General features: G+C 70.2%; 19 protein-coding genes. 8 read left to right on the forward strand and 11 right to left on the reverse strand.

Annotation, left to right across the window (positions count from 1 at the left end; all coding sequences use genetic code 11):
* The first annotated feature begins 33 nt into the window (after positions 1 to 33).
* Positions 34 to 3,933, forward strand: a complete 3,900-nt coding sequence (locus ACZ7HQ_RS34660; protein ID WP_470998790.1) for a DNA-directed RNA polymerase subunit beta' — start codon at positions 34 to 36, stop codon at positions 3,931 to 3,933.
* Positions 3,934 to 4,001: 68 nt separating this feature from the next.
* On the opposite strand, the gene ACZ7HQ_RS34665 is transcribed toward ACZ7HQ_RS34660, so the two are convergent.
* From ACZ7HQ_RS34665 to ACZ7HQ_RS34690, 6 genes are all read right to left on the reverse strand, one after another.
* On the reverse strand, positions 4,002 to 5,111 hold the full coding sequence (locus tag ACZ7HQ_RS34665; protein ID WP_470998792.1) for a M48 family metalloprotease: 1,110 nt from the start codon (positions 5,109 to 5,111) through the stop codon (positions 4,002 to 4,004).
* A 386-nt stretch (positions 5,112 to 5,497) separates the two neighbouring features.
* The gene (locus ACZ7HQ_RS34670; protein ID WP_470998794.1) at positions 5,498 to 5,992 is read right to left on the reverse strand and encodes a Pycsar system effector family protein; all 495 of its coding nucleotides are present in this window, start codon (positions 5,990 to 5,992) and stop codon (positions 5,498 to 5,500) included.
* On the reverse strand, positions 5,989 to 7,281 hold the full coding sequence (locus ACZ7HQ_RS34675) for a PE-PGRS family protein (protein WP_470998796.1): 1,293 nt from the start codon (positions 7,279 to 7,281) through the stop codon (positions 5,989 to 5,991). Before ACZ7HQ_RS34675 ends, ACZ7HQ_RS34670 begins: the two co-directional genes overlap by 4 nt.
* A 28-nt stretch (positions 7,282 to 7,309) precedes the next feature.
* Positions 7,310 to 9,496: a hypothetical protein gene (locus ACZ7HQ_RS34680; protein WP_470998798.1), complete on the reverse strand. Its 2,187-nt coding sequence runs from the start codon at positions 9,494 to 9,496 to the stop codon at positions 7,310 to 7,312.
* Entirely contained in the window at positions 9,493 to 10,377 is an 885-nt protein-coding gene (locus tag ACZ7HQ_RS34685; RefSeq protein ID WP_470998800.1) for a hypothetical protein, read from the reverse strand. Before ACZ7HQ_RS34685 ends, ACZ7HQ_RS34680 begins: the two co-directional genes overlap by 4 nt.
* A 168-nt stretch (positions 10,378 to 10,545) precedes the next feature.
* The gene (locus ACZ7HQ_RS34690) at positions 10,546 to 11,304 is read right to left on the reverse strand and encodes a Crp/Fnr family transcriptional regulator (protein ID WP_470998802.1); all 759 of its coding nucleotides are present in this window, start codon (positions 11,302 to 11,304) and stop codon (positions 10,546 to 10,548) included.
* 379 nt (positions 11,305 to 11,683) lie between these two features.
* Here ACZ7HQ_RS34690 and rpsL point away from each other — a divergent pair, with 379 nt between their 5' ends.
* The 5 genes from rpsL (at position 11,684) to ACZ7HQ_RS34715 (ending at position 16,914) form a co-directional block, all read left to right on the forward strand.
* Positions 11,684 to 12,055 (forward strand): 30S ribosomal protein S12, encoded by a 372-nt coding sequence (rpsL, locus tag ACZ7HQ_RS34695; protein ID WP_003948652.1) that lies wholly within the window; start codon positions 11,684 to 11,686, stop codon positions 12,053 to 12,055.
* A gap of 2 nt (positions 12,056 to 12,057) precedes the next feature.
* Positions 12,058 to 12,528, forward strand: a complete 471-nt coding sequence (gene rpsG, locus ACZ7HQ_RS34700) for a 30S ribosomal protein S7 (RefSeq protein ID WP_009330725.1) — start codon at positions 12,058 to 12,060, stop codon at positions 12,526 to 12,528.
* 39 nt (positions 12,529 to 12,567) lie between these two features.
* Positions 12,568 to 14,694, forward strand: coding sequence for an elongation factor G (gene fusA / locus ACZ7HQ_RS34705; RefSeq protein ID WP_470998804.1), 2,127 nt, complete (start codon positions 12,568 to 12,570; stop codon positions 14,692 to 14,694).
* Positions 14,695 to 14,849: 155 nt separating this feature from the next.
* Entirely contained in the window at positions 14,850 to 16,043 is a 1,194-nt protein-coding gene (gene tuf, locus ACZ7HQ_RS34710; protein ID WP_031167057.1) for an elongation factor Tu, read from the forward strand.
* 187 nt (positions 16,044 to 16,230) lie between these two features.
* Positions 16,231 to 16,914 (forward strand): serine/arginine repetitive matrix protein 2, encoded by a 684-nt coding sequence (locus ACZ7HQ_RS34715; RefSeq protein WP_470998806.1) that lies wholly within the window; start codon positions 16,231 to 16,233, stop codon positions 16,912 to 16,914.
* 44 nt (positions 16,915 to 16,958) lie between these two features.
* Here ACZ7HQ_RS34715 and ACZ7HQ_RS34720 read toward each other — a convergent pair whose 3' ends face one another.
* The 4 genes from ACZ7HQ_RS34720 to ACZ7HQ_RS34735 form a co-directional block, all read right to left on the reverse strand.
* Positions 16,959 to 17,216, reverse strand: coding sequence for a hypothetical protein (locus ACZ7HQ_RS34720; RefSeq protein ID WP_470998808.1), 258 nt, complete (start codon positions 17,214 to 17,216; stop codon positions 16,959 to 16,961).
* Entirely contained in the window at positions 17,213 to 17,560 is a 348-nt protein-coding gene (locus ACZ7HQ_RS34725; RefSeq protein WP_470998810.1) for a hypothetical protein, read from the reverse strand. The genes ACZ7HQ_RS34720 and ACZ7HQ_RS34725 overlap by 4 nt, the downstream gene beginning before the upstream one ends.
* Positions 17,561 to 17,647: 87 nt before the next feature.
* Positions 17,648 to 18,607, reverse strand: a complete 960-nt coding sequence (locus ACZ7HQ_RS34730) for a helix-turn-helix domain-containing protein (RefSeq protein WP_470998812.1) — start codon at positions 18,605 to 18,607, stop codon at positions 17,648 to 17,650.
* Positions 18,608 to 18,808: 201 nt separating this feature from the next.
* Positions 18,809 to 19,270 (reverse strand): ATP-binding protein, encoded by a 462-nt coding sequence (locus ACZ7HQ_RS34735; protein ID WP_470998814.1) that lies wholly within the window; start codon positions 19,268 to 19,270, stop codon positions 18,809 to 18,811.
* Positions 19,271 to 19,408: 138 nt separating this feature from the next.
* On the opposite strand from ACZ7HQ_RS34735, the gene ACZ7HQ_RS34740 reads away from it, so the two are divergent.
* Positions 19,409 to 20,254 (forward strand): helix-turn-helix domain-containing protein, encoded by an 846-nt coding sequence (locus ACZ7HQ_RS34740; RefSeq protein ID WP_470998816.1) that lies wholly within the window; start codon positions 19,409 to 19,411, stop codon positions 20,252 to 20,254.
* Positions 20,251 to 20,439: a DUF397 domain-containing protein gene (locus tag ACZ7HQ_RS34745; protein ID WP_470998818.1), complete on the forward strand. Its 189-nt coding sequence runs from the start codon at positions 20,251 to 20,253 to the stop codon at positions 20,437 to 20,439. Before ACZ7HQ_RS34740 ends, ACZ7HQ_RS34745 begins: the two co-directional genes overlap by 4 nt.
* Here ACZ7HQ_RS34745 and ACZ7HQ_RS34750 read toward each other — a convergent pair.
* On the reverse strand, positions 20,417 to 21,652 hold the full coding sequence (locus tag ACZ7HQ_RS34750; protein ID WP_470998820.1) for an MFS transporter: 1,236 nt from the start codon (positions 21,650 to 21,652) through the stop codon (positions 20,417 to 20,419). The genes ACZ7HQ_RS34745 and ACZ7HQ_RS34750 overlap by 23 nt on opposite strands.
* Positions 21,653 to 21,857 lie beyond the last annotated feature (205 nt).

Here is a 21,857-nt window from a genome sequence, read left to right on the forward strand (position 1 = left end):
AAGACTTTCGACCCTGAGAGGGATTGACGCATAGTGCTCGACGTCAACTTCTTCGACGAGCTCCGGATCGGCCTGGCCACCGCTGACGACATCCGTCAGTGGAGCCACGGTGAGGTCAAGAAGCCCGAGACCATCAACTACCGCACCCTGAAGCCCGAAAAGGACGGACTCTTCTGCGAGAAGATCTTCGGTCCGACCCGGGACTGGGAGTGCTACTGCGGCAAGTACAAGCGCGTCCGCTTCAAGGGCATCATCTGCGAGCGCTGCGGCGTCGAGGTCACGCGCGCCAAGGTGCGCCGTGAGCGGATGGGCCACATCGAGCTGGCCGCGCCCGTCACGCACATCTGGTACTTCAAGGGTGTCCCGTCGCGCCTCGGCTACCTGCTGGACCTGGCGCCCAAGGACCTCGAGAAGGTCATCTACTTCGCCGCGTACATGATCACGTACGTCGACGAGGAGCGCCGTACCCGCGACCTGCCCTCCCTGGAGGCGCACGTCTCGGTCGAGCGCCAGCAGATCGAGAACCGCCGCGACGCCGACCTCGAAGGCCGCGCCAAGAAGCTCGAGGCCGACCTGGCCGAGCTGGAGGCCGAGGGCGCCAAGGCCGACGTGCGCCGCAAGGTGCGCGAGGGTGCCGAGCGCGAGATGAAGCAGCTGCGCGACCGTGCGCAGCGCGAGATCGACCGCCTCGACGAGGTGTGGAACCGGTTCAAGAACCTCAAGGTCCAGGACCTCGAGGGCGACGAGCTGCTCTACCGCGAGCTGCGTGACCGCTTCGGCACGTACTTCGACGGCTCGATGGGTGCCGCGGCGCTGCAGAAGCGCCTGGAGTCCTTCGACCTCGAGGAGGAGGCCGAGCGTCTCCGCGAGATCATCCGCACCGGCAAGGGCCAGAAGAAGACCCGCGCCCTCAAGCGCCTGAAGGTCGTCTCCGCGTTCCTGCAGACGTCCAACAGCCCCAAGGGCATGGTCCTGGACTGCGTCCCGGTCATCCCGCCGGACCTGCGTCCGATGGTGCAGCTGGACGGTGGCCGCTTCGCGACCTCCGACCTGAACGACCTGTACCGCCGTGTCATCAACCGCAACAACCGTCTGAAGAGGCTCCTCGACCTCGGCGCGCCCGAGATCATCGTCAACAACGAGAAGCGCATGCTTCAGGAGGCTGTTGACGCCCTCTTCGACAACGGTCGTCGCGGCCGTCCGGTGACCGGTCCCGGTAACCGCCCGCTGAAGTCCCTCAGCGACATGCTGAAGGGTAAGCAGGGCCGCTTCCGTCAGAACCTGCTCGGTAAGCGAGTCGACTACTCGGCGCGTTCCGTGATCGTCGTCGGCCCGCAGCTGAAGCTGCACCAGTGCGGTCTGCCGAAGGCGATGGCGCTGGAGCTGTTCAAGCCGTTCGTGATGAAGCGCCTGGTCGACCTGAACCACGCGCAGAACATCAAGAGCGCCAAGCGCATGGTGGAGCGCGGCCGCACGGTCGTGTACGACGTCCTCGAAGAGGTCATCGCCGAGCACCCGGTTCTGCTGAACCGTGCTCCCACCCTGCACCGCCTCGGCATCCAGGCCTTCGAGCCGCAGCTGGTCGAGGGCAAGGCCATCCAGATCCACCCGCTCGTCTGTACCGCGTTCAACGCGGACTTCGACGGTGACCAGATGGCCGTGCACCTGCCGCTGTCCGCGGAGGCGCAGGCCGAGGCCCGCATCCTGATGCTGTCCTCGAACAACATCCTCAAGCCCGCCGACGGCCGTCCGGTGACGATGCCGACCCAGGACATGGTCCTCGGTCTGTTCTTCCTCACCACCGACGGCGAGCTGCGTGACACCAAGGGCGAGGGCCGGTCCTTCGGCTCCACGGCCGAGGCGATCATGGCGTTCGACGCCGGCGAGCTGGCGCTGCAGTCGGCGATCGACATCCGCTTCCCGGTGGGCACCATCCCGCCGCGCGGCTGGACCCCGCCGGCCCGCGAGGAGGGCGAGCCCGAGTGGCAGCAGGGTGACACCTTCCGCCTGCGCACCACCCTGGGCCGCGCGCTCTTCAACGAGCTGCTGCCCGAGGACTACCCGTTCGTCGACTACTCGGTGGGCAAGAAGCAGCTCTCCGAGATCGTCAACGACCTCGCCGAGCGCTACCCGAAGGTCATCGTGGCGGCGACGCTCGACAACCTGAAGGCGGCCGGCTTCTACTGGGCGACCCGTTCCGGTGTCACCGTCGCCATCTCCGACGTCGTCGTTCCCGAGGCGAAGAAGGAGATCGTCCGCGGGTACGAGGCGCAGGACGAGAAGGTCCAGAAGCAGTACGAGCGCGGTCTGATCACCAAGGAAGAGCGCACTCAGGAGCTCATCGCGATCTGGACCAAGGCGACCAACGAGGTCGCCGAGGCGATGAACGAGAACTTCCCCAAGACGAACCCCATCTTCATGATGGTTGACTCGGGTGCCCGAGGAAACATGATGCAGATGCGGCAGATCGCCGGTATGCGTGGTCTGGTGTCGAACGCGAAGAACGAGACCATCCCGCGTCCGATCAAGGCGTCCTTCCGTGAGGGCCTGTCCGTGCTGGAGTACTTCATCTCCACGCACGGTGCCCGTAAGGGTCTGGCGGACACCGCCCTGCGTACCGCCGACTCGGGTTACCTCACCCGTCGTCTGGTCGACGTCTCCCAGGACGTCATCATCCGCGAGGAGGACTGCGGCACCGAGCGTGGCCTCAAGCTCCACATCGCGGAGGTCGGCGCGGACGGCGTGCTGCGCAAGGCGGACAACGTCGAGACGTCCGTGTACGCGCGCTGCCTCGCCGAGGAGATCGTGGTCGACGGCAGGGTGCTGGCCCCGGCCGGCACCGACCTGGGCGACGTGCTCATCGACGAGCTGGTCAGGAACGGCGTCTCGGAGGTCAAGACCCGCTCGGTCCTGACCTGTGAGTCCGCCGTCGGTACCTGCGCGATGTGCTACGGCCGTTCGCTGGCCACCGGCAAGCTGGTCGACATCGGTGAGGCGGTCGGCATCATCGCCGCCCAGTCCATCGGTGAGCCCGGTACCCAGCTGACGATGCGTACCTTCCACACCGGTGGTGTGGCCGGTGACGACATCACCCAGGGTCTGCCGCGTGTCGTCGAGCTCTTCGAGGCCCGTACCCCGAAGGGTGTCGCCCCGATCTCCGAGGCGAGCGGCCGTGTCCGCATCGAGGAGACCGAGAAGACCAAGAAGCTCGTCGTCACCCCGGACGACGGCAGCGACGAGACGGCGTTCCCGATCTCGAAGCGTGCCAAGGTCCTGGTCAGCGAGGGCGAGCACGTCGAGGTGGGCCAGCAGCTCACCGTGGGTGCCACCAACCCGCACGACGTGCTGCGCATCCTGGGCCAGCGTGCCGTCCAGGTCCACCTGGTCGGCGAGGTCCAGAAGGTCTACAACTCGCAGGGTGTGTCGATCCACGACAAGCACATCGAGATCATCATCCGGCAGATGCTCCGCCGCGTGACGATCATCGAGTCCGGCGACGCCGAGCTGCTGCCCGGCGAGCTGGTCGAGCGCTCCCGCTTCGAGCAGGAGAACCGTCGTGTGGTCCAGGAGGGCGGTCACCCGGCCTCCGGTCGTCCGCAGCTGATGGGTATCACCAAGGCCTCGCTGGCGACGGAATCCTGGCTGTCGGCCGCCTCCTTCCAGGAGACGACCCGAGTCCTGACGGACGCGGCGATCAACGCCAAGTCCGACAGCCTCATCGGCCTCAAGGAGAACGTCATCATCGGTAAGCTCATCCCGGCCGGTACGGGTCTGTCCCGCTACCGCAACATCCGGGTCGAGCCGACCGAGGAGGCCAAGGCCGCGATGTACTCGGCCGTCGGCTACGACGACATCGACTACTCGCCGTTCGGCACGGGCTCCGGCCAGGCCGTTCCGCTGGAGGACTACGACTACGGTCCGTACAACCAGTAAGCGAGCAGCTTGAACCGAAGGGCGGTCACCCTCATGGGGTGGCCGCCCTTCGGCGTGTCCGGTGAGCGTCAGCGACGCAGGCCGAGGTAGGGCTGCAGGGCGTTCAGGCGGGTGACGTGGTCCGGGTGGGAGGACAGGAGCCTGTCCAGGGTGCCGGGTTCCTTCAGCTTCTGGCCGGTCGCGGCGAGGGCCGCCTTCGTCGCCGCCTCCTCGGCCTGGGAGTGGTGGAGAACCTCCGCCAGCTGACGGGCGAAGCCCAGCTCGGCGGCCTGCTGGTCCGCGCGCAGCTCGCCGCGCCGGCCCGCGTAGGCCAGCAGATAGGGGGCGAGCACGAGCGGGATCGTGAGGTACCAGGCGGCGAAGAACGCGGCGACCGCGACCAGCGCCATGAAGAGGATCAGGAACCCGGTCGCCGCCATGGAGAAGACACCGGCGACCGCGATCGCGAACCGGGCCAGTCCACGGGTCACCGCCCAGGCGATCCGGCCGGGCAGCGAGTACCAGTAGCCGAGCAGACCGGCCCAGGCATGACCACCGGTGTGGTGCCCCAGCTCGTGCGCGAGCACGGCGGCCAGGTTGCTGGTCGGGATCCGGTTGAGGGAGTACGTCGTGACGCCGACGACATGGCCGGCCACCGCCACGGCGTTCAGCTCGTCGCTGTTCTCCACCATCAGCTCGTACGTGCCCGGTTCGATGCCCGCGCGGGCGGTCACCTCGTTCCAGATCGGCTCCAGCCGGGCCCGCTCCTCCTGGGTGGGCGGGCGGAGCTTGAGCACGTACCGGGCGAAGGCCAGCTCGGTCGGCCGGTGGAAGACGAGCAGACCGGAGGCGACCCAGGCCACGACCACCAGCGTTCCCACGACGCTTCCGAACAGGCCGAGGGCTATGGAGCTGACCAGCGCGAGGCTCACCAGGGCCCCCGGCAGCTGCACCGCCAGCCGCCCGATCGCCGTCGCGTCGGCCCCCCGCTGATGCTCGGCCACGTGCAGGCGGGCGCCGCGGTGCCGGTAGTCGAGGTCGTCGGGAGCGGGTTCCGGAGCGGGAGCGGGAGCGGGCGGTGCCGTGTCCGGGACGTACGGCGTTCCGGGCGGCGCGGGCGGGACGTACCCGGAGGCGGGGTACTGCGGGGGCTGGTCGGCGACCTGACCGGGATGGTCGGGGCCCTCGCTCGGATACATCGGGGGCCGGCCCGGGGCCGCCGGTGCGGTCGCCGGGTACTCCGGGGGCGGGGCCGGGGGAGCGAAGGCCTGGCTCGGGGCAGCGTGCGGGTACGGCGGTGCGGCGCCCGGGTACGCAGGCTCGCCCGGATACGACGGCGGGCCGGGCGGCGGTGTCGGGAGTGTGGCTTGGGGGGAGGGGCCTTCGCCCGGGTAGGCCGGGGGGCCGGCGGGTGGGGTCGGAACTGACGTTTCCGGGTATGGCAGTGCACCTGGGTATGACGGCGGACCCGCGGGCGGCGCCGGGATCGTGGCCTCGGGGTAGGACGGCTCGGGGTACTGGGGCGGTACGGACGGATCCGGCGGCTGTGACATGGGCGGGGCTCCTTTGAGCGAGTGCGGGGACGTCAGCCGATCAGCGCGGCGGTGGGCAGCAGCAGGGCGCCGGCGCAGAAGGCGATCAGGCCGGTACGGATCCACCGGTGCTTGGACGCGGCGATCCGGCTCTTCTCGGCGAGGGCGGCCAGCACGGCGGCGGTGGGATCCCGGTCGGTGTCGGCGAGCGCCTGCGCCAGCCGGCCCTGCCGTACCGCCTGCTGGATGTCGCCGAAGTAGCACAGGGGGCGTCCCTCGGCCCACGCCCCGGAGCGGAAGCGGGGCAGCACCGCGAGCAGCAGCGCGACCAGTGACAGGGCCAGCGCCGTCGCCCCCGCCCACCACAGACCGGTTCCGGGGGCGGAGAGCCGGCCCGGTGACCAGTTCTTGCCTGCGACCAGCCCGGTGAACACTCCCGCGGTCATGCCCAGCGCCGCCACCAGGACGGAGGCCTTGGTGTCGGCCCGCGCGATTTCCTCGCGCAGCTCGGCCAGCAGCCGTTCCGCCGCGGGGTGGGAGGAGGTCATGCCGACCCCGCCTCGGAGGACTCGTCCCCGGCTGTTCCGGGCACGGGCGGTACGGCCGGCGCGGGCCCGTCGGAGACGAGCGTCAGCGGAGGCATACCCGGCGCGGGCGGCGCCGGGGGTGTGGAGGGCGGTGGAGGCGTCGGGAAGGCCGGGGAGACGGAGGACGCCCGGTCGTGGGACACCTGGTCGTGCGGCCCCTGCCCGTACCCGTACGGCGGTGGTGCCTGCGGCGGCTGCCCGTACGGGGCCGGTGGCTGGGCGGGCGGTGGGCCCGGTGCGTAGGGCTGCGGGGGCACGTACGGCTGCTGCGGCGGCATGCCCGGGGGCAGGGCCTGGGGCGGTGCCGCCTCCTCACGCATGAGGTCGTCCACGGAACGCAGCACGGCGCGGGCCGACTCGGCCTTCTGGTAGTCCTCCAGGGAGTCCCCGGCGATCAGCTCGAGTTCCTTGCGGATGGCGCCGAGCTGGTCCTTCTGCAGGGTGCCGACGACCATCCGGGTGTCCCCGGGATGGGCCGCCAGGTGCAGGGCCCAGGCGGCGACACCGCCGTGCTGGAGCCAGTACTGGTAGAAGGCGATCTTCTGCGCGACCAGCTCCTGGGACTGCTGGTCGCGCAGGACGTTCCGTTGGTGCTCGAGCTGTGCCTGGCGCATCAGGTACTCGTGCTCGGGGTCGAGCATCTCCGACTCGTAGCGCAGGGCGCGCCTGCGCCGGCGGTGGGCGACCGCGTCGTCGTCCAGCCGCAGCCGCACCACGCACGTCACCTTCAGACCCGTGCCCGCGGCGAACGAGACGTCCTCGACCGCCCGTTGCACGGCCCGCTCGGCGGCGGGGCTGTCCTCGATGGGGTAGCGCCGGGTCACCGGGCGGGCCACCTGCTGCAGTTCGCTGGTGAGCCGGGTCGGCACGTCCCGTTCGCCGCTCGACACCAGGGCGATCGGATCGGCCACCCGCCAGGTGAGGTCGGCGGTCGCGCCGAAGGAGAACGCGTCGTCGTCACTGGGCAGTTCGAGTTCCAGCTGGACCGGGTGGCTGCCCATGTCCACCTCGTACACCGAGGTGTAGCGACGGGTCGCGGCCTCCGTGCGGCTCGGGCGGTGCGGCGGCAGGTAGACGTCGTACGAGCCGCTCGCGGTGACGAAGACCAGGGCGTGGTCGATCGCCCCGACCTGCCGGCGGGCGGTGTAGTCGAACCGTGAGATCGGACGCACGGTCAGCACCGGGTCGATCAGCGCGGTGTGCCGGTCGGCGTTCTGCGTCCACTCCGGCGGTCGGCGGAAGTCCGCCATGGCTCAACTCCTCTTGTTCCTGGGTCTTTCAGTGCGCTGCCGATGCCGGGTGCAGCACCGTGAGCAGGTGCTCGGCCATCGGCGGGTGGGGGCTGCCGTCCTCGGCGCGCATGGTGCGCAGTTCGTGGTCGAGGCGCTTGCGGTCCTCCGCGGTGACGACCAGCGCGGGCAGCAACAGCTCCAGGGCCCGCGCCGCGTCCGCGCGGCGGGCGGCGACGTGCACCCACGTCTGCAGGGCGTTCAGCGCGGGCCGGGTGTGCGTGCGGTCGCCCAGTGCCGTGCGCCACAGGGTGGCCGTGTCGCGGGCCGCGTCCGCCTGGTACATGCCGGTCTCGGCGTACCAGCCGACGAGGGCGCCCTCCTCGGCGTTGTCACAGGCGCGGGCGAAGGCCGCGAGGGCGAGGTCGCGGACCGCGGGGGTGTCCCGGTACAGCAGCCGTACGAACTCGGCGAGCACCTCGCCGCGGCGCGGGCCGGCGGACAGCAGCAGGGCGGCGGACTCGGTGAGGTTGTTCTGCTCGGCCTGGCTGCTGGTGGCGGCGCGGGCACGGGAGGCCAGCGCGTCGAGGGCCGGCCCGGCCAGGTCGGGGCGGAGCGGGGCGAGCAGCCCGAGGGCGCGGATGGCCGTCCAGCGGCGTTCCCACCGGCCGTCGTTGCACCACTGGGTGAGCAGCCGCAGAACGACCGGAGCGCCGAGCAGCTGGGCCAGCGTGAGGGTGTTGGCGGCGGTGAGGCGTGGTCCGACGGCGCGTGCGGTCGCCCAGCCGTCGACGAGCAGCGCCATCGTGGAGGGCAGGTCGGCGGCGGCGAGCAGCGCGGCGGCCGCGGCGGCGCGGGTGCGGACGAGCGGACGGCCGTCGCGGGCGAGCTGCCGCAGCCATTCGACCACGGCCGGGCGGGCCGAGGGGTGGCTGGTCCACACCTCGGTGAGCAGGACCCGGGGGGTGCGCTCGTCGTGGAAGGCGGCCATGAACTGCGGCACCGGCCCCCAGTCGGTCTGCTCCTGCCGTACATCCCCCTCGGCCCGTGCGAGCTTGAGGCGGTCCTCGGCGGCCGGCCCGAACACCGGGATGGTCGGCGGCCTGTCGGGATGCTGCAACCGCTCGAAGTGCACGAACAGCTTGTCGGCCAGCTCGGCGGCGAGGACGTACGGCGCCTGGTCGAAGACGGCGAGCGCGATGAGGAAGGCCTTGTCGCGCAGATCGGTCTCCGGGTCGCCGAGCCAGTCCCGGCACTGTTTCTCCACGGCGGCCTGTCCGAAGTCCGCCAGCCGCGCCAGGGCCTCCGGGCTGCCGTCGTACGTGGTCAGGGCCTCGGCGAACGCGGCGGCCTCGGCCGGATGGCGGTCGGCGCCGGCGAGGAAGCCGGCCACCGGCTCCAGCGCGAGCAGGGCGTCGGCGTCAGCGGGTCTGCGCCGGGCGAGCAGGGCCCTTACGACGTCCTCGGCGGGCGGCGGGGTCCACGGGCAGGGGGTGACGCCGGGCAGATGGGGCGAGTTCTCGACGGTGACGACGAGATAGCCGTCGGACCTGACGAGCTGCTCGCGGGCCGCGAACAGATGGGTGTCGCGCAGCGGCCGGTTGCGGCTGAGCGGCAGGTCGCGCAGGACGTGGCCGCCGGGCCGGCCGAGCAGGCCGCTGAGGGCGGCGGGCGTGGTCTCGGGGCTGAGCGCGTACACGGCGGGGACGCCGAGACGGTGCACCAGCATCAGGGCGGCGGCGTTGCGGCCGGTGGCGTGGGCGCCGGACAGGACCAGCACCCTCTCCTCGCGTAACCGCTTCAGCGCGGACGCGAAGGCGGGTCCCTCGGCGTAGCCGGCCGCCAGCTCCTCGATCCGCTCGCGGGGTATCTCACCGGAGGCGTCGGGCGTGACGCCCGCGCTGCCGTAGTGGATCTCCATACGTCCGCCCAGGTAGACGTCACCGTCGACCCGGCCGCCGGACACGCCGTGCTGGGCGCCGCCGACCAGGCTGCCGCCGAAACGGGCCTCGCCGCCGAGGAAGAAGCCCGGGGTGTGCGCGACCAGCTCCCGCTGGGCGGCCCGGGCCTCCTGGATGCCGTCCGCCTCCGGCTCCGCGCCGGCGGTGTCCTGCAGGGGGTCCTCGGCGGGCCCCGGCTGTCCCTGCGGTGACGGGCCGGGCGGGGACTGCGGGGGAGGAGCGGCGCCCGGGGAACCGCCGTCGAAGGCGGGCGCGGCGCCGGGTGCGGCCGTCACGACCCCTCACCCGCCGTTCCCCCGAGGTGCACGTCCCCGGTGACCTGGCCGCCGGACACGCCGTGCTGGTCACCGGCGACGAGGCTGCCGCCGAAGCGGGGCGAGCCAGTGCCGAAGTTGAACACGACACCGCCGGAAGGCGCCTGCTGCTGCGGAGCCGCGCCGGCCCTGCCCGCTCCTGTGGCGGCGTTCGTACCCGCGTCCGCGTGGTCCGCCGGTGCCGTCGGCGACCCCGGTGCCGGGACGTCCCCCGACGTTCCCGGCACCGGGGTTTCCCCCGCCCCCGTGTCACCGTGGTCCGCGCCGCCGCGCGGCGCCGGCCCGTGCAGCCAGGCGCGCAGCGGTCCGTTCTTGCTGGTCAGTGTCACCGCGTGGAAGTCGTCGGCCCGGATGCCGTGGTGGTCGTGGCGCACGATCCCCGCGTGCACGCCCTCCGACACGCACAGCGCGAAACCGTCGGCCCGCTCCCGCAGGGCGTCGCGCAGCAGCGGGGCGTCGAGCAGCCGGCAGGCGTGGTTCAGGTCGGAGCCGACCCAGCCGCCGTGCTCGTCGACGGCCACGTACCCGGTGGCGACCACGCCCCGGAGCCGGATCTGGGCCGAACTCGACGCCAGCCGGTTGTAACCGTGCAGCTGGGCCGGCACCTCGGTGAACAGGGCCCGCAGCAGGGCCGGTACGGAGGCGCCCGCGTCGATCAGCTCCATGACGGAGTCGCCCCGGTCGGCCCGCAGGCGCCGGGTCTCGTCGATCCCGGCGTGCTCCAGGGCCCGGTCGGCGATGTTGTAGAGAACGCGTCGCAGATACGCCTGCTCCACGTCGTCCCGGTCGCTGTACCTCTCGATGTCGAGCAGGAGCATCGTCCGGCTCACGGGGTCGTTCATGATCGCCTCTCGGTGAGTGCCGTACTGGGTGGGGCCGCGCCGCCGGTCAGCAGAGTGGCGCGGGGGGACGGAGGGGCGTGAGGACGGATGAACCAGTCGGACTGTGACCGTGTGCACAGAAGGCGCCCCGGCCCACGGGTGGCGCACACGGCACGGCGTGCGCGCCGCTCACTGCGGCGCCTCCGCCCGCGCGATCCTGCGCAGCACGTCCGGCCGTACGATCACCAGCGCGCGTCGGCCGGTGCGCACCACGTCACGCTCCCGCAGCTCCTTCAGCAGCCGCTGCACGGCCTCGCGTGAGGCGCCCACCGAGCCCGCCAGCTCCTGTTTGCTCAGCGGCACCGACAGCTCGACGCCCTCTGGGGTGCGGCGGCCGTGGGTGCGGGCGAGATCGAGCAGCAGGGTCGCGAACCGCTCCCTGACGGTCATGGACGCGAACTCCAGACGGCGCCTGTCGGCGGCGCGGGTGCGGTCCGAGGTGAGGCCGAGCAGGGCGAAGGAGACCGCCGGAGAGGCCGCCAGGAACTCCGTGAACCGTTCGCGCTGGACGGCCACGGTCCGTACGTGCTCCAGCGCGGTGACGGTGGCCGAGCGGGTGCGGCCGGTCAGCGCGGCCGACTCGCCGATGATGTCGCCGGGCCCGCGCAGGGCCAGCAGCGCCTCGTAGCCGTTGGCGGCGGCCGCCGTGACCTTCGTCCAGCCGTGGACGACGAACAGCACGTGCGAGGACGGCTCCCGCTGGCGCAGCAGCACCCCGCGGGGCGGGAAGTCCAGCTCGTGGCCGAGGGCGAGCAGGGTGGCCCGGTCCGCCTTCTCCAGGCGGGCCAGGAACGGCACCCGGTCGTCGAGCCCGTCGTCCGCGGCTGTCTCGTCGCCTGCCGCGGCAGTATTCTGCCGCGGTAACGCGTGCGGTGCGTCCCCCGTCATCGAACCTCGTCCCCCCACACCCGACCAGGGAGCGCTCAACGTACCGAAGGCGCGAGGCGCGCGTGGACGGAACGGCCGGGTTCATGCGGAAGCGGCGGGGAACCCGGCACAGGGAACAGGGACAAGTCCGGCGTGTCGGGGCCCGCTCCATTTGTTTTGACCGAAGTCCGTGAGGTAGGTACGCTCAGACCTTGTGCCTGGGGTGTGCCCTGGCCCGCGTGCGTGCCTCCACACCGCACCGCGAGCCGCGACCGGCCACCGTAATCTGCGCCCTTTTCGCCTTGCGGCGGGAGTCTGCGGGATTCGACACACCCGACCGCGTGGGTCGGCGAAGTTCCAGGTTAGCTGTACCTATCGGCACACAGAAACCGGAGAAGTAGTGCCTACGATCCAGCAGCTGGTCCGCAAGGGCCGGCAGGACAAGGTCGAGAAGAACAAGACGCCCGCACTCGAGGGTTCCCCTCAGCGTCGTGGCGTCTGCACGCGTGTGTTCACGACCACCCCGAAGAAGCCGAACTCGGCCCTGCGTAAGGTCGCGCGTGTGCGTCTGACCAGCGGCATCGAGGTCACCGCTTACATTCCGGGTGAGGGACACAACCTGCAGGAGCACTCCATCGTGCTCGTGCGCGGCGGCCGTGTGAAGGACCTGCCGGGTGTTCGCTACAAGATCATCCGTGGCTCCCTCGACACCCAGGGTGTCAAGAACCGCAAGCAGGCCCGTTCCCGCTACGGCGCCAAGAAGGAGAAGTAAGAATGCCTCGTAAGGGCCCCGCCCCGAAGCGCCCGGTCATCATCGACCCGGTCTACGGTTCTCCTCTGGTCACGTCGCTCATCAACAAGGTGCTGCTGAACGGCAAGCGCTCCACCGCCGAGCGCATCGTCTACGGCGCCATGGAGGGCCTGCGCGACAAGACCGGCAACGACCCGGTCATCACGCTCAAGCGCGCTCTCGAGAACATCAAGCCGACCCTCGAGGTCAAGTCCCGCCGTGTCGGTGGCGCCACCTACCAGGTCCCGGTCGAGGTCAAGCCCGGCCGTGCCAACACCCTGGCGCTGCGCTGGCTGGTCGGTTACTCCCGCGCCCGTCGCGAGAAGACCATGACCGAGCGTCTGCTCAACGAGCTTCTCGACGCTTCGAACGGCCTCGGTGCGGCCGTCAAGAAGCGCGAGGACACGCACAAGATGGCCGAGTCCAACAAGGCCTTCGCGCACTACCGCTGGTAGTCGCAGTCCACATCGAGACCGAGAGAAGACTGAAGCCTTATGGCTACCACTTCGCTTGACCTGGCCAAGGTGCGCAACATCGGCATCATGGCCCACATCGACGCGGGCAAGACGACCACCACCGAGCGGATCCTGTTCTACACCGGCGTTTCGTACAAGATCGGTGAGGTCCACGACGGCGCTGCCACCATGGACTGGATGGAGCAGGAGCAGGAGCGTGGCATCACGATCACCTCTGCTGCCACCACCTGCCACTGGCCGCTGGAGAACGTCGACCACACGATCAACATCATCGACACGCCGGGTCACGTCGACTTCACCGTCGAGGTGGAGCGCTCCCTGCGCGTGCTCGACGGCGCTGTGACGGTGTTCGACGGCGTCGCCGGCGTTGAGCCCCAGTCCGAGACCGTGTGGCGTCAGGCGGACCGTTACGGCGTTCCGCGTATCTGCTTCGTCAACAAGCTCGACCGCACCGGTGCCGAGTTCCATCGCTGTGTCGACATGATCAGCGACCGCCTGGGTGCGCAGCCGATCGTCATGCAGCTCCCGATCGGTGCCGAGGCCGACTTCAAGGGTGTCGTGGACCTGGTCCGCATGAAGGCGCTCGTGTGGTCCGCCGAGGCGACCAAGGGCGAGATGTACGACGTCGTCGACATCCCGGACACGCACACCGAGGCTGCCGAGGAGTACCGCGGCAAGCTGCTCGAGGCCGTGGCCGAGAACGACGAAGAGCTGATGGAGCTGTACCTGGAGGGCCAGGAGCCCTCCGAGGAGCAGCTGTACGCCGCGATCCGTCGCATCACCATCGCGTCCGGCAAGGGCACCGGCACCACCGTGACCCCGGTGTTCTGCGGTACCGCGTTCAAGAACAAGGGCGTCCAGCCCCTGCTCGACGCGGTCGTGCGCTACCTGCCGTCCCCGGTCGACATCGAGGCCATCGAGGGCCACGACGTCAAGGACCCGGAGACGGTCGTCAAGCGCAAGCCGTCCGACGACGAGCCGCTGTCCGCGCTGGCGTTCAAGATCATGAGCGACCCGCACCTCGGCAAGCTCACCTTCGTCCGGGTCTACTCGGGCCGCCTGGAGTCCGGCTCTTCGGTGCTGAACTCCGTCAAGGGCAAGAAGGAGCGCATCGGCAAGATCTACCGCATGCACGCCAACAAGCGTGAGGAGATCGAGTCGGTGGGCGCCGGCGACATCGTCGCCGTCATGGGCCTGAAGCAGACCACCACCGGTGAGACGCTGTCCGACGACAAGAACCCGGTCATCCTGGAGTCCATGGACTTCCCGGCGCCGGTCATCCAGGTCGCCATCGAGCCCAAGTCGAAGGGCGACCAGGAGAAGCTCGGCGTCGCGATCCAGCGCCTGGCCGAGGAGGACCCGTCCTTCCAGGTCCACTCGGACGAGGAGACCGGCCAGACCATCATCGGTGGTATGGGCGAGCTGCACCTCGAGGTGCTGGTCGACCGTATGCGCCGTGAGTTCAAGGTCGAGGCCAACGTCGGCAAGCCGCAGGTGGCGTACCGCGAGACGATCCGCAAGGCCGTCGAGCGCGTCGACTACACCCACAAGAAGCAGACCGGTGGTACCGGTCAGTTCGCGAAGGTGCAGATCGGCATCGAGCCGCTCGAGGGTGGCGACACCTCGTACGAGTTCGTGAACAAGGTGACCGGTGGCCGTATCCCGAAGGAGTACATCCCTTCGGTGGACGCCGGTGCGCAGGAGGCCATGCAGTTCGGCATCCTCGCCGGTTACGAGATGACCGGTGTCCGCGTGATCCTGCACGACGGTGCCTACCACGAGGTCGACTCCTCCGAGCTCGCCTTCAAGATCGCCGGTTCGCAGGCCTTCAAGGAGGCCGCGCGCAAGGCCAGCCCCGTGCTGCTCGAGCCGATGATGGCCGTCGAGGTCACCACGCCCGAGGACTACATGGGTGAGGTCATCGGCGACATCAACTCCCGCCGTGGTCAGATCCAGGCCATGGAGGAGCGGGCTGGTGCCCGCGTCGTGAAGGGCCTCGTGCCCCTGTCGGAGATGTTCGGCTACGTCGGCGACCTCCGCAGCAAGACGTCGGGTCGCGCAAGCTACTCGATGCAGTTCGACTCCTACGCCGAGGTTCCGCGGAACGTCGCCGAGGAGATCATCGCGAAGGCCAAGGGCGAGTAACGCTCCGCGTTCACACGCTTTAGGCTTGACTCCGGAGCCTCAAGGGGCATTCAGCCGCAATCCCGGATGAATGCCCCGGGTTCCGGGCTTTCCAGCAAAGATCACCTGGCGCCGATGAAGTAAGGCGTACAGAACCACTCCACAGGAGGACCCCAGTGGCGAAGGCGAAGTTCGAGCGGACTAAGCCGCACGTCAACATCGGCACCATCGGTCACATCGACCACGGTAAGACGACCCTCACGGCCGCCATTACCAAGGTGCTGCACGACGCGTACCCGGACCTGAACGAGGCCACCCCGTTCGACAACATCGACAAGGCGCCCGAGGAGCGCCAGCGCGGTATCACCATCTCCATCGCGCACGTCGAGTACCAGACCGAGGCGCGTCACTACGCCCACGTCGACTGCCCGGGTCACGCGGACTACATCAAGAACATGATCACCGGTGCCGCCCAGATGGACGGCGCGATCCTGGTGGTCGCCGCCACCGACGGCCCGATGCCGCAGACCAAGGAGCACGTGCTCCTGGCCCGCCAGGTCGGCGTTCCGTACATCGTCGTCGCCCTGAACAAGGCCGACATGGTGGACGACGAGGAGATCCTGGAGCTCGTCGAGCTCGAGGTCCGTGAGCTCCTCTCCGAGTACGAGTTCCCCGGCGACGACGTTCCGGTCGTCAAGGTCTCCGCTCTCAAGGCCCTCGAGGGCGAGAAGGAGTGGGTGGACTCCGTCCTCAACCTGATGAACGCCGTCGACGAGTCGATCCCGCAGCCGGAGCGCGACGTCGACAAGCCGTTCCTCATGCCGATCGAGGACGTCTTCACGATCACCGGTCGCGGTACGGTCGTCACCGGCCGTATCGAGCGTGGTGTCCTGAAGGTCAACGAGACCGTCGACATCATCGGCATCAAGACCGAGAAGACCACCACCACGGTCACCGGTATCGAGATGTTCCGCAAGCTGCTCGACGAGGGCCAGGCCGGTGAGAACGTCGGTCTGCTGCTCCGCGGCATCAAGCGCGAGGACGTCGAGCGCGGCCAGGTCATCATCAAGCCGGGCTCGGTCACCCCGCACACGGAGTTCGAGGCCCAGGCCTACATCCTGTCCAAGGACGAGGGTGGCCGCCACACGCCGTTCTTCAACAACTACCGCCCGCAGTTCTACTTCCGTACGACGGACGTGACCGGCGTGGTGACCCTCCCCGAGGGCACCGAGATGGTCATGCCGGGTGACAACACCGAGATGACGGTGTCGCTCATCCAGCCCGTCGCCATGGAAGAGGGCCTGAAGTTCGCCATCCGCGAGGGTGGCCGCACCGTGGGCGCCGGCCAGGTCACCAAGATCGTCAAGTAAGTTCCGCTTGCTTGAGGGTCACCTGACCTGAGGTCTCTGGCCTGAGGTCTCAGACCTGAGGAGAGGCCCGTACGACTTCGGTCGTACGGGCCTCTTCGTCGTTTCCGGGGGCCGCCTTCACCGCGCAGCCCCAGGGTGGTCCCTTCACCGCACGCCTGCCGCGGCGATTGCCGTACGATGCGCCATCGTGGCGATACAGAATCCGTATCCGTGGGGACCTCCGTACGGCGGTCCGCCGCCTTCACCGGCCGACGTCCCGGCGAAGGACGTGCGGCCCCGGCGCATCTGGTACCTGGTAGCGGCGCTGCTGGGACTCGTGCTGGCCGGTGCCGGCGTCGCCTTCATCGTGACGACGGTGAAGAACACCGTGGACTCGATCGACACCGCCCACAGCTTCGCCAGCGGCGACTCGCGGACGTTCGGCTTCGTGCAGGGGAAGACCAAGGCGATCTACGTCTCCCAGGCCGGACCGGGCCATGTCGTCTGCCGGATCCCGGAGATGCGGTCCGGGTCGATGACCCAGCCGGACAGCACCTTCACCATCACCGCCGGGTCCCGCACCTGGGACCGCGTCCTCGAGGTGAAGCCCGACAGCAGCGGCGACTACACGCTGACCTGCACCTCGGATCTGCCGTCGGCCGAGTTCGCGCTGGGGGACAAGCCCCGGGTGGGCGCCACGATCGGGAGCATCGCCGCAGGGGTCGTCTGTTTCCTCGCCGCGTTCGCCACGACCGCGACCATCGTCATCGTCACTGCGGTCCGCCGCGGCCGCCACCGCCGACGACTGGCCGCCGCGTCGGCCCCGCCACCGCAGTGGGGTCCACCGCCCTCCGGACCTACGGCGTGGCCCCCGGCCGGGCCGGTGTCCTGACACGGTTCGTCACCCGGCCGCGCGGGGAGCGGCCGGCCGTCGGCTCACCGGCCCAGGTAGGTGATCTGCAGGACATAGACGCGCTCGCTGCGCACGACGATCTGGTACGTGAACATCCCGCCGGGAACGATGACGTCTCCGCCCTTGGGGTCATGACCGGCGTGGGCTCGGCCGTGCACGTACAGCGCCTCAGCGGCTCGGACAAGCTCGGCTGCCTTGCGTTCAACCTCGGCGAGGAAGCCGGGTGGGAGATGACGGGCGGCTGCCTCTGCTGCGAAGGCGTACTCCCAGGTCCAGCTCAAGCGCGTACTGCCTCCATCGCCTCGTCCAGGACAGCGCTCAGTTCCCGCAGGGCTGCCCCGGCGACGGCCGGGTCGTCATGTTCCAGGTCGTTCTTGGCTCGGGCATGGCGGGCGGCGAGGTCGGGGCGGCGGGCGATCTCGATGTCCCTGGCCCAGGCCAGAACCCAGCTCCGCACCGGGCTGAGTGACTGCCACTCCACGGCCTTGGCGAACGCCTCGTCCTTCGTCCGCTGCATCTCCGGCAGGCGCCCCGGATCGACGACGGCGAGGGCGGCCCGCAAAGCGTCCGGAGTCTGTTCGGGACGAGGAACCAGCTCGTGCCCGTGGTCGGCCTGCGTGCTCATGGAGTCCTCCCGGGAGTGCACTGGCCAGGGTAGTCGTCCGGGACGGCTGTGGTACGGGAGCGCGGACATGCTGTGCCGCCTTCCTGGTCAGGGGGTGGGGGAGTGGCTGGGGCCGGAGCCGGGCCGAGATACTGCGTGGCTCGCGGCCGTGGCACGGCAGTCCCGGCACAGACCTTCGGGCTCGGGTCCGCGGAAGGCGCGGTCGCAGCCGTCGCAGTTCCGCAAGGGATGCCGGACGGGGCGTGGGGCGGTCGGGGCTCGGAAGGGGGGTGGGGGCGGGAGCCGGGCTGTGAGGCGGTGGGCCAGCAGAGCTGCTGGGCGGCGCACGCCCTCGGGTGGCAGGTCGGCGGTCAGGGCGCGGCGTACGGCGGTCGGGGACACGTCGTGCAGCAGCCAGGTGACGACGCCGGGGGCCAGGTGGGCGGTGTCGCAGGCGGAGAGGAGGAGGCGGGGGTCCTCGCGGTGGAGAGTGGCGAGGAGATCCGTGGCCTGCTCGAGGAGGGCGGGAGAGGGGTGCGCCGGCTGGGGGACCGGGGGAAGCGGGTGCCGCTTCTTGCGGGGTTCGTGGGGCTTGTCGTGCCTTGCGGGGGGTTCCTCGGGGGCCGCCGTGTGGTTGGTGCGGGCGGTGGCGGGTGGGTGCCGGCGTACGGCTGCCTGTGGCTGGTTGCAGGAGATCGTGCGGGTGACGATGCGCCCGCCGGGGATGCGGGCGCGTTCGCGGCGCAGATAGCCGTGGGCCTCCAGTTCGCGCAGCGCGGCGCCGATACGGGTCGCGCCCTCCGGGAAGCGAGCAGACAGGGTCTTGATGTCGACGCGGGCGCCCTTCGGCAGGGACTGGATGTGGCAGGCCAGACCGATCGCGAGGAGGGACAGATCCGGGTGCTGGGTGAGGTGGTTGCCGATCACCGTGAAGCGGGTGGTGTGGCGGGTGTGCTCGTGGATGAGCCCACCGGCGTACGGCGTGGACGGGGGACGCCGGTTCGGGTGCTTGTAGCCCGCAAAGCGGGACCGGGCGGGTGAGGCCGCGCTAGGGTGCTGGGTATCCATCAGGAAGATGTGACCTTCCTCGGTGGTCAGGCCCTCGCACTGGGATTGCCGTCCCGGCGGGGGCCGTCGCATGTCTTGGGTTGTGTTGCGCCGAGCGTAAGGCAGGCAACGGGGCGCAAATCCACCTGAGTTGGCGATGTTCACCCAGGCGAGTGAGTTTGCGCCGTGGGCGGGAGGGGTGGGGCTTGGCGGGGGTCCTTTTCACTTCGTTTTTCTTCTTTGGGAAAGGCCGCCCGTGGCACCGGAGCGCGAGGCCCCGGGTTCCGGTGCGGGGACGGTGACCTCGGCCCAGACGGTCTTGCGCGGAGTCCGGCCCGACGACACGCCCCAGCGGTCGGCCAACGCGTCCACGAGGACCAGTCCCCGGCCCGACTCGCCCTGCGCGGACGGGGATTGGAGCCTGGGCAGGCGGTCACCGCGCGTGTCGGTCACCTCGATGCGAAGTGTGTCGCCGACGACGTAGAGCGTGAGCCGGAAGTTCCGTCCGGACACCCGGCCGTGGGTCGCGGCGTTGGCCGCCAGCTCGGCCACGATGTGCTGCGCCGCGTCCAACGGAAGTCCCCAGGTGCGGAGTTGTTCAGTGGCCAGCAGTCGGGCCAGGCGGGCGCCGCGCCGTGTGGGGGACAGGAGGACGGTGAAGTTCGGGACGGGGCCTTGATTCATGTCACTCAGCGTGGCCGAGCGTGCTTCCGTATATGGGTGACAACGCCTGCACGTACGGTCACTGTCCCGGCTTTGTCTCGGCTGTCTCGGCTGTCTCGGGCGTTGTACGGGGTACGAGTGCGCGCCGAAGGAGGGGCCATGGGTGAGGGTGTGGACGAGTCGGGCTGGGACGTGGAGCCCGGCGACGAGATCGAGCCGGTGGTGCAGGCGGTGGGGCGCCTGCTCAAGGTGTGCCGGGAGGCGGCCGGGCTGAGCGTGTCCGAGCTGGCCGAGGCCCTGGGGTACGGCGAGGACATGATCCGCAAGATCGAACGCGGGGCGCGGATTCCCCGGCCGGAGTCGCTGGACAGGGCGGACCAGATCCTGAAGGCGCAGGGGCATTTGAGGGCCTTCATGGAGGACATGCGGAAGGCTCGGTATCCGAAGAAGGTACGCCAGTTGGCGGAGCTGGAGAGCCGCGCCGCCGACGTGCTCCTGTACAACAACCTCCACATTCACGGGCTCTTGCAGACCGAGGAGTACGCACGGGCGATGTTCGGTGTGCATCGGCCCGCACACTCGCCGGACGTGCTGGAGGCGGGTGTGGCGGCGCGTATGGCTCGGCGGTCCATCTTCGAGCGAACTCCCATGCCCGAACTGAGCTTTGTCCAAGAGCAGATGACGCTCGAACGCCCGGTCGGGGGGACAATGGTTCTGCGGCGGCAGCTCGAGCACCTCTTGGAGGTGGCGGAGAGGCCCAACGTAGAACTCCAGGTGATGCCGACCACGCGGTGGGATCACCCTGGGCTGAACGGTCCGATCGAGTTGCTGAGGTTCGCGGACGGCACGGCAATTGGGCGCTCCGACGGCGCATTCAACGGCCGCCCGACCCAAGACCCCCGGCAACTCCGGATCCTCGAACTGCGGTATGGCATCATCCGGGCGCAGGCTCTCTCACCAGGGGAGTCTCTGGCCTTCATTGAGCAAGCGCTGGGAGCACTATGAGCACCCCTGAACTCCACTGGTTCAAGAGCAGCTACAGCAGCGGACCTGATGTGAACGACTGCCTCGAAGTCGCCCCCACCCCCACCACCATCCACATCCGCGACTCCAAGAACACCGACGGCCCCCGCCTGACCGTCGCCCCCACCACCTGGACCGCCTTCGTCACGTACGCCGCCGAAGGCTGACGGCCCACACCACCAGGCCCAGCCCCAGCAGCGCAGCTCCCGTCGCCGGGACGGCCCCCCACCCGCCGAACCGGTACGCGGTGACGCCGAGGGCGGAGCCCGCCGCGCCGCCGAGGTAGTACGACGTCATGTAGACGGACGCGATCCGGGCCCGGGGGTGGTCCGGGAGGTCGTAGACCACGCTCATGTTGAGCAGGTGGACGCCGTGGATCACGACGTCCATGACCAGCGCCCCGGCCACCAGCCAGGCCAGGCTGCGGCCGCCCGGCCACGTCGCCGCGAAGGCGATCACGCCCAGCGACAGCAGCACACCGGTGGCCACCTCCTGTCGGCCCCGGTCGGCGAGCCGGCCCGTCGCCTTGGCTGCGAGCGCGCCTGCCGCGCCCACCAGCGCGAACAGCCCGATCGCGGAGGCGCCCCAGCCGTAGTGCGGGCCGGCCAGCAGGAACGCCGAGGTCGCCCAGAATGCGCTGAACGCCGCGAAGCAGCACGCGCCGACCAGTGAGCGTCGGCGCAGCACCGGCTCCGCGGCGGCCAGCCGGAGCGTGGCGGCGAGCTGGGCGCCGTAGCCGAGCGACACGTCCGGCGGTGACGGCGGCAGCACCCGCGTGAGGAGCAGGGCCACCGCCGCCAGCGTCCCGGCCGCGGCCAGGAACACCGCGCGCCAGCCGAACGCCCCGCCGACCAGCCCGGCCGCCGTACGGGAGCACAGGATGCCGAGCAGGACGCCGGTGAGGAGGGTGCCCATCGCCCGGCCGCGCTGGTCGGCGGGCACGACGGAGGCGGCGTACGGGATGAGGATCTGCACGACGACCGCCCCCGCGCCCACGGCCAGGCCGCCGGTCAGCAGCACCCACAGCGCAGGGGCCGCTCCCGACAGGAGCATTCCGGCGCTGCCTAAGCCGAGCAGGATCCCGACGAGGCGCCGGCGCGCCACGATGTCACCGAGCGGCACGATCAGCAGCAGGCCCAGGGTGTAGCCGGCCTGGGTGGTGGTCACCAGTGCTCCCGCCGCGGAGGGCGAGGCGCCGTACGAGGTGGCGATCCGGGGGAGCAGGGGCTGGCAGTAGTAGAGGCAGGCGGCGATCAGGCCACAGGCCGTCGCCAGGAGGCCGATCAGGCGGGGGTGTGGTGGGGACGGCGCCGCGGCCCTGGCTGTCGGCTCGGACGACTGGTCGAGGTCTGTCTTCTCGGTCGGGGCGGGAACGGTCATGACAGGGACGCTAGGCCGCCTGTGGACCCACCCCAAGACCCAATGTCGGGCGTCGGCAGAGGCCCAATCCGTCCGCCGGCCGGCGGCACCCCGCCGTAAAGGAAACGCCAAAGCAGGCTGGTCGACTGCCTGATGACGCCGAGTCGTTTGCTAGCGTGACGCGGTCACGCCAGAACGGCATACGGGGGTTGGGATCGTGGCAGGA

The sequence above is a fragment of the Streptomyces sp. NPDC037290 genome (assembly GCF_055603245.1).

What these genes read in the sequence shown, in the direction of transcription:
- ACZ7HQ_RS34665 (WP_470998792.1), bottom strand. Translation starts at nt 5,111, where the DNA reads ATGTATCCGAGCGAGGGCCCCGACCATCCCGGTCAGGTCGCCGACCAG.
- ACZ7HQ_RS34670 (WP_470998794.1), bottom strand. Translation starts at nt 5,992, where the DNA reads ATGACCTCCTCCCACCCCGCGGCGGAACGGCTGCTGGCCGAGCTGCGC.
- ACZ7HQ_RS34675 (WP_470998796.1), bottom strand. Translation starts at nt 7,281, where the DNA reads ATGGCGGACTTCCGCCGACCGCCGGAGTGGACGCAGAACGCCGACCGG.
- ACZ7HQ_RS34685 (WP_470998800.1), bottom strand. Translation starts at nt 10,377, where the DNA reads ATGAACGACCCCGTGAGCCGGACGATGCTCCTGCTCGACATCGAGAGG.
- ACZ7HQ_RS34690 (WP_470998802.1), bottom strand. Translation starts at nt 11,304, where the DNA reads ATGACGGGGGACGCACCGCACGCGTTACCGCGGCAGAATACTGCCGCG.
- rpsG (WP_009330725.1), top strand. Translation starts at nt 12,058, where the DNA reads ATGCCTCGTAAGGGCCCCGCCCCGAAGCGCCCGGTCATCATCGACCCG.
- fusA (WP_470998804.1), top strand. Translation starts at nt 12,568, where the DNA reads ATGGCTACCACTTCGCTTGACCTGGCCAAGGTGCGCAACATCGGCATC.
- ACZ7HQ_RS34725 (WP_470998810.1), bottom strand. Translation starts at nt 17,560, where the DNA reads ATGAGCACGCAGGCCGACCACGGGCACGAGCTGGTTCCTCGTCCCGAA.
- ACZ7HQ_RS34730 (WP_470998812.1), bottom strand. Translation starts at nt 18,607, where the DNA reads ATGGATACCCAGCACCCTAGCGCGGCCTCACCCGCCCGGTCCCGCTTT.
- ACZ7HQ_RS34735 (WP_470998814.1), bottom strand. Translation starts at nt 19,270, where the DNA reads ATGAATCAAGGCCCCGTCCCGAACTTCACCGTCCTCCTGTCCCCCACA.
- ACZ7HQ_RS34740 (WP_470998816.1), top strand. Translation starts at nt 19,409, where the DNA reads ATGGGTGAGGGTGTGGACGAGTCGGGCTGGGACGTGGAGCCCGGCGAC.
- ACZ7HQ_RS34745 (WP_470998818.1), top strand. Translation starts at nt 20,251, where the DNA reads ATGAGCACCCCTGAACTCCACTGGTTCAAGAGCAGCTACAGCAGCGGA.
- ACZ7HQ_RS34750 (WP_470998820.1), bottom strand. Translation starts at nt 21,652, where the DNA reads ATGACCGTTCCCGCCCCGACCGAGAAGACAGACCTCGACCAGTCGTCC.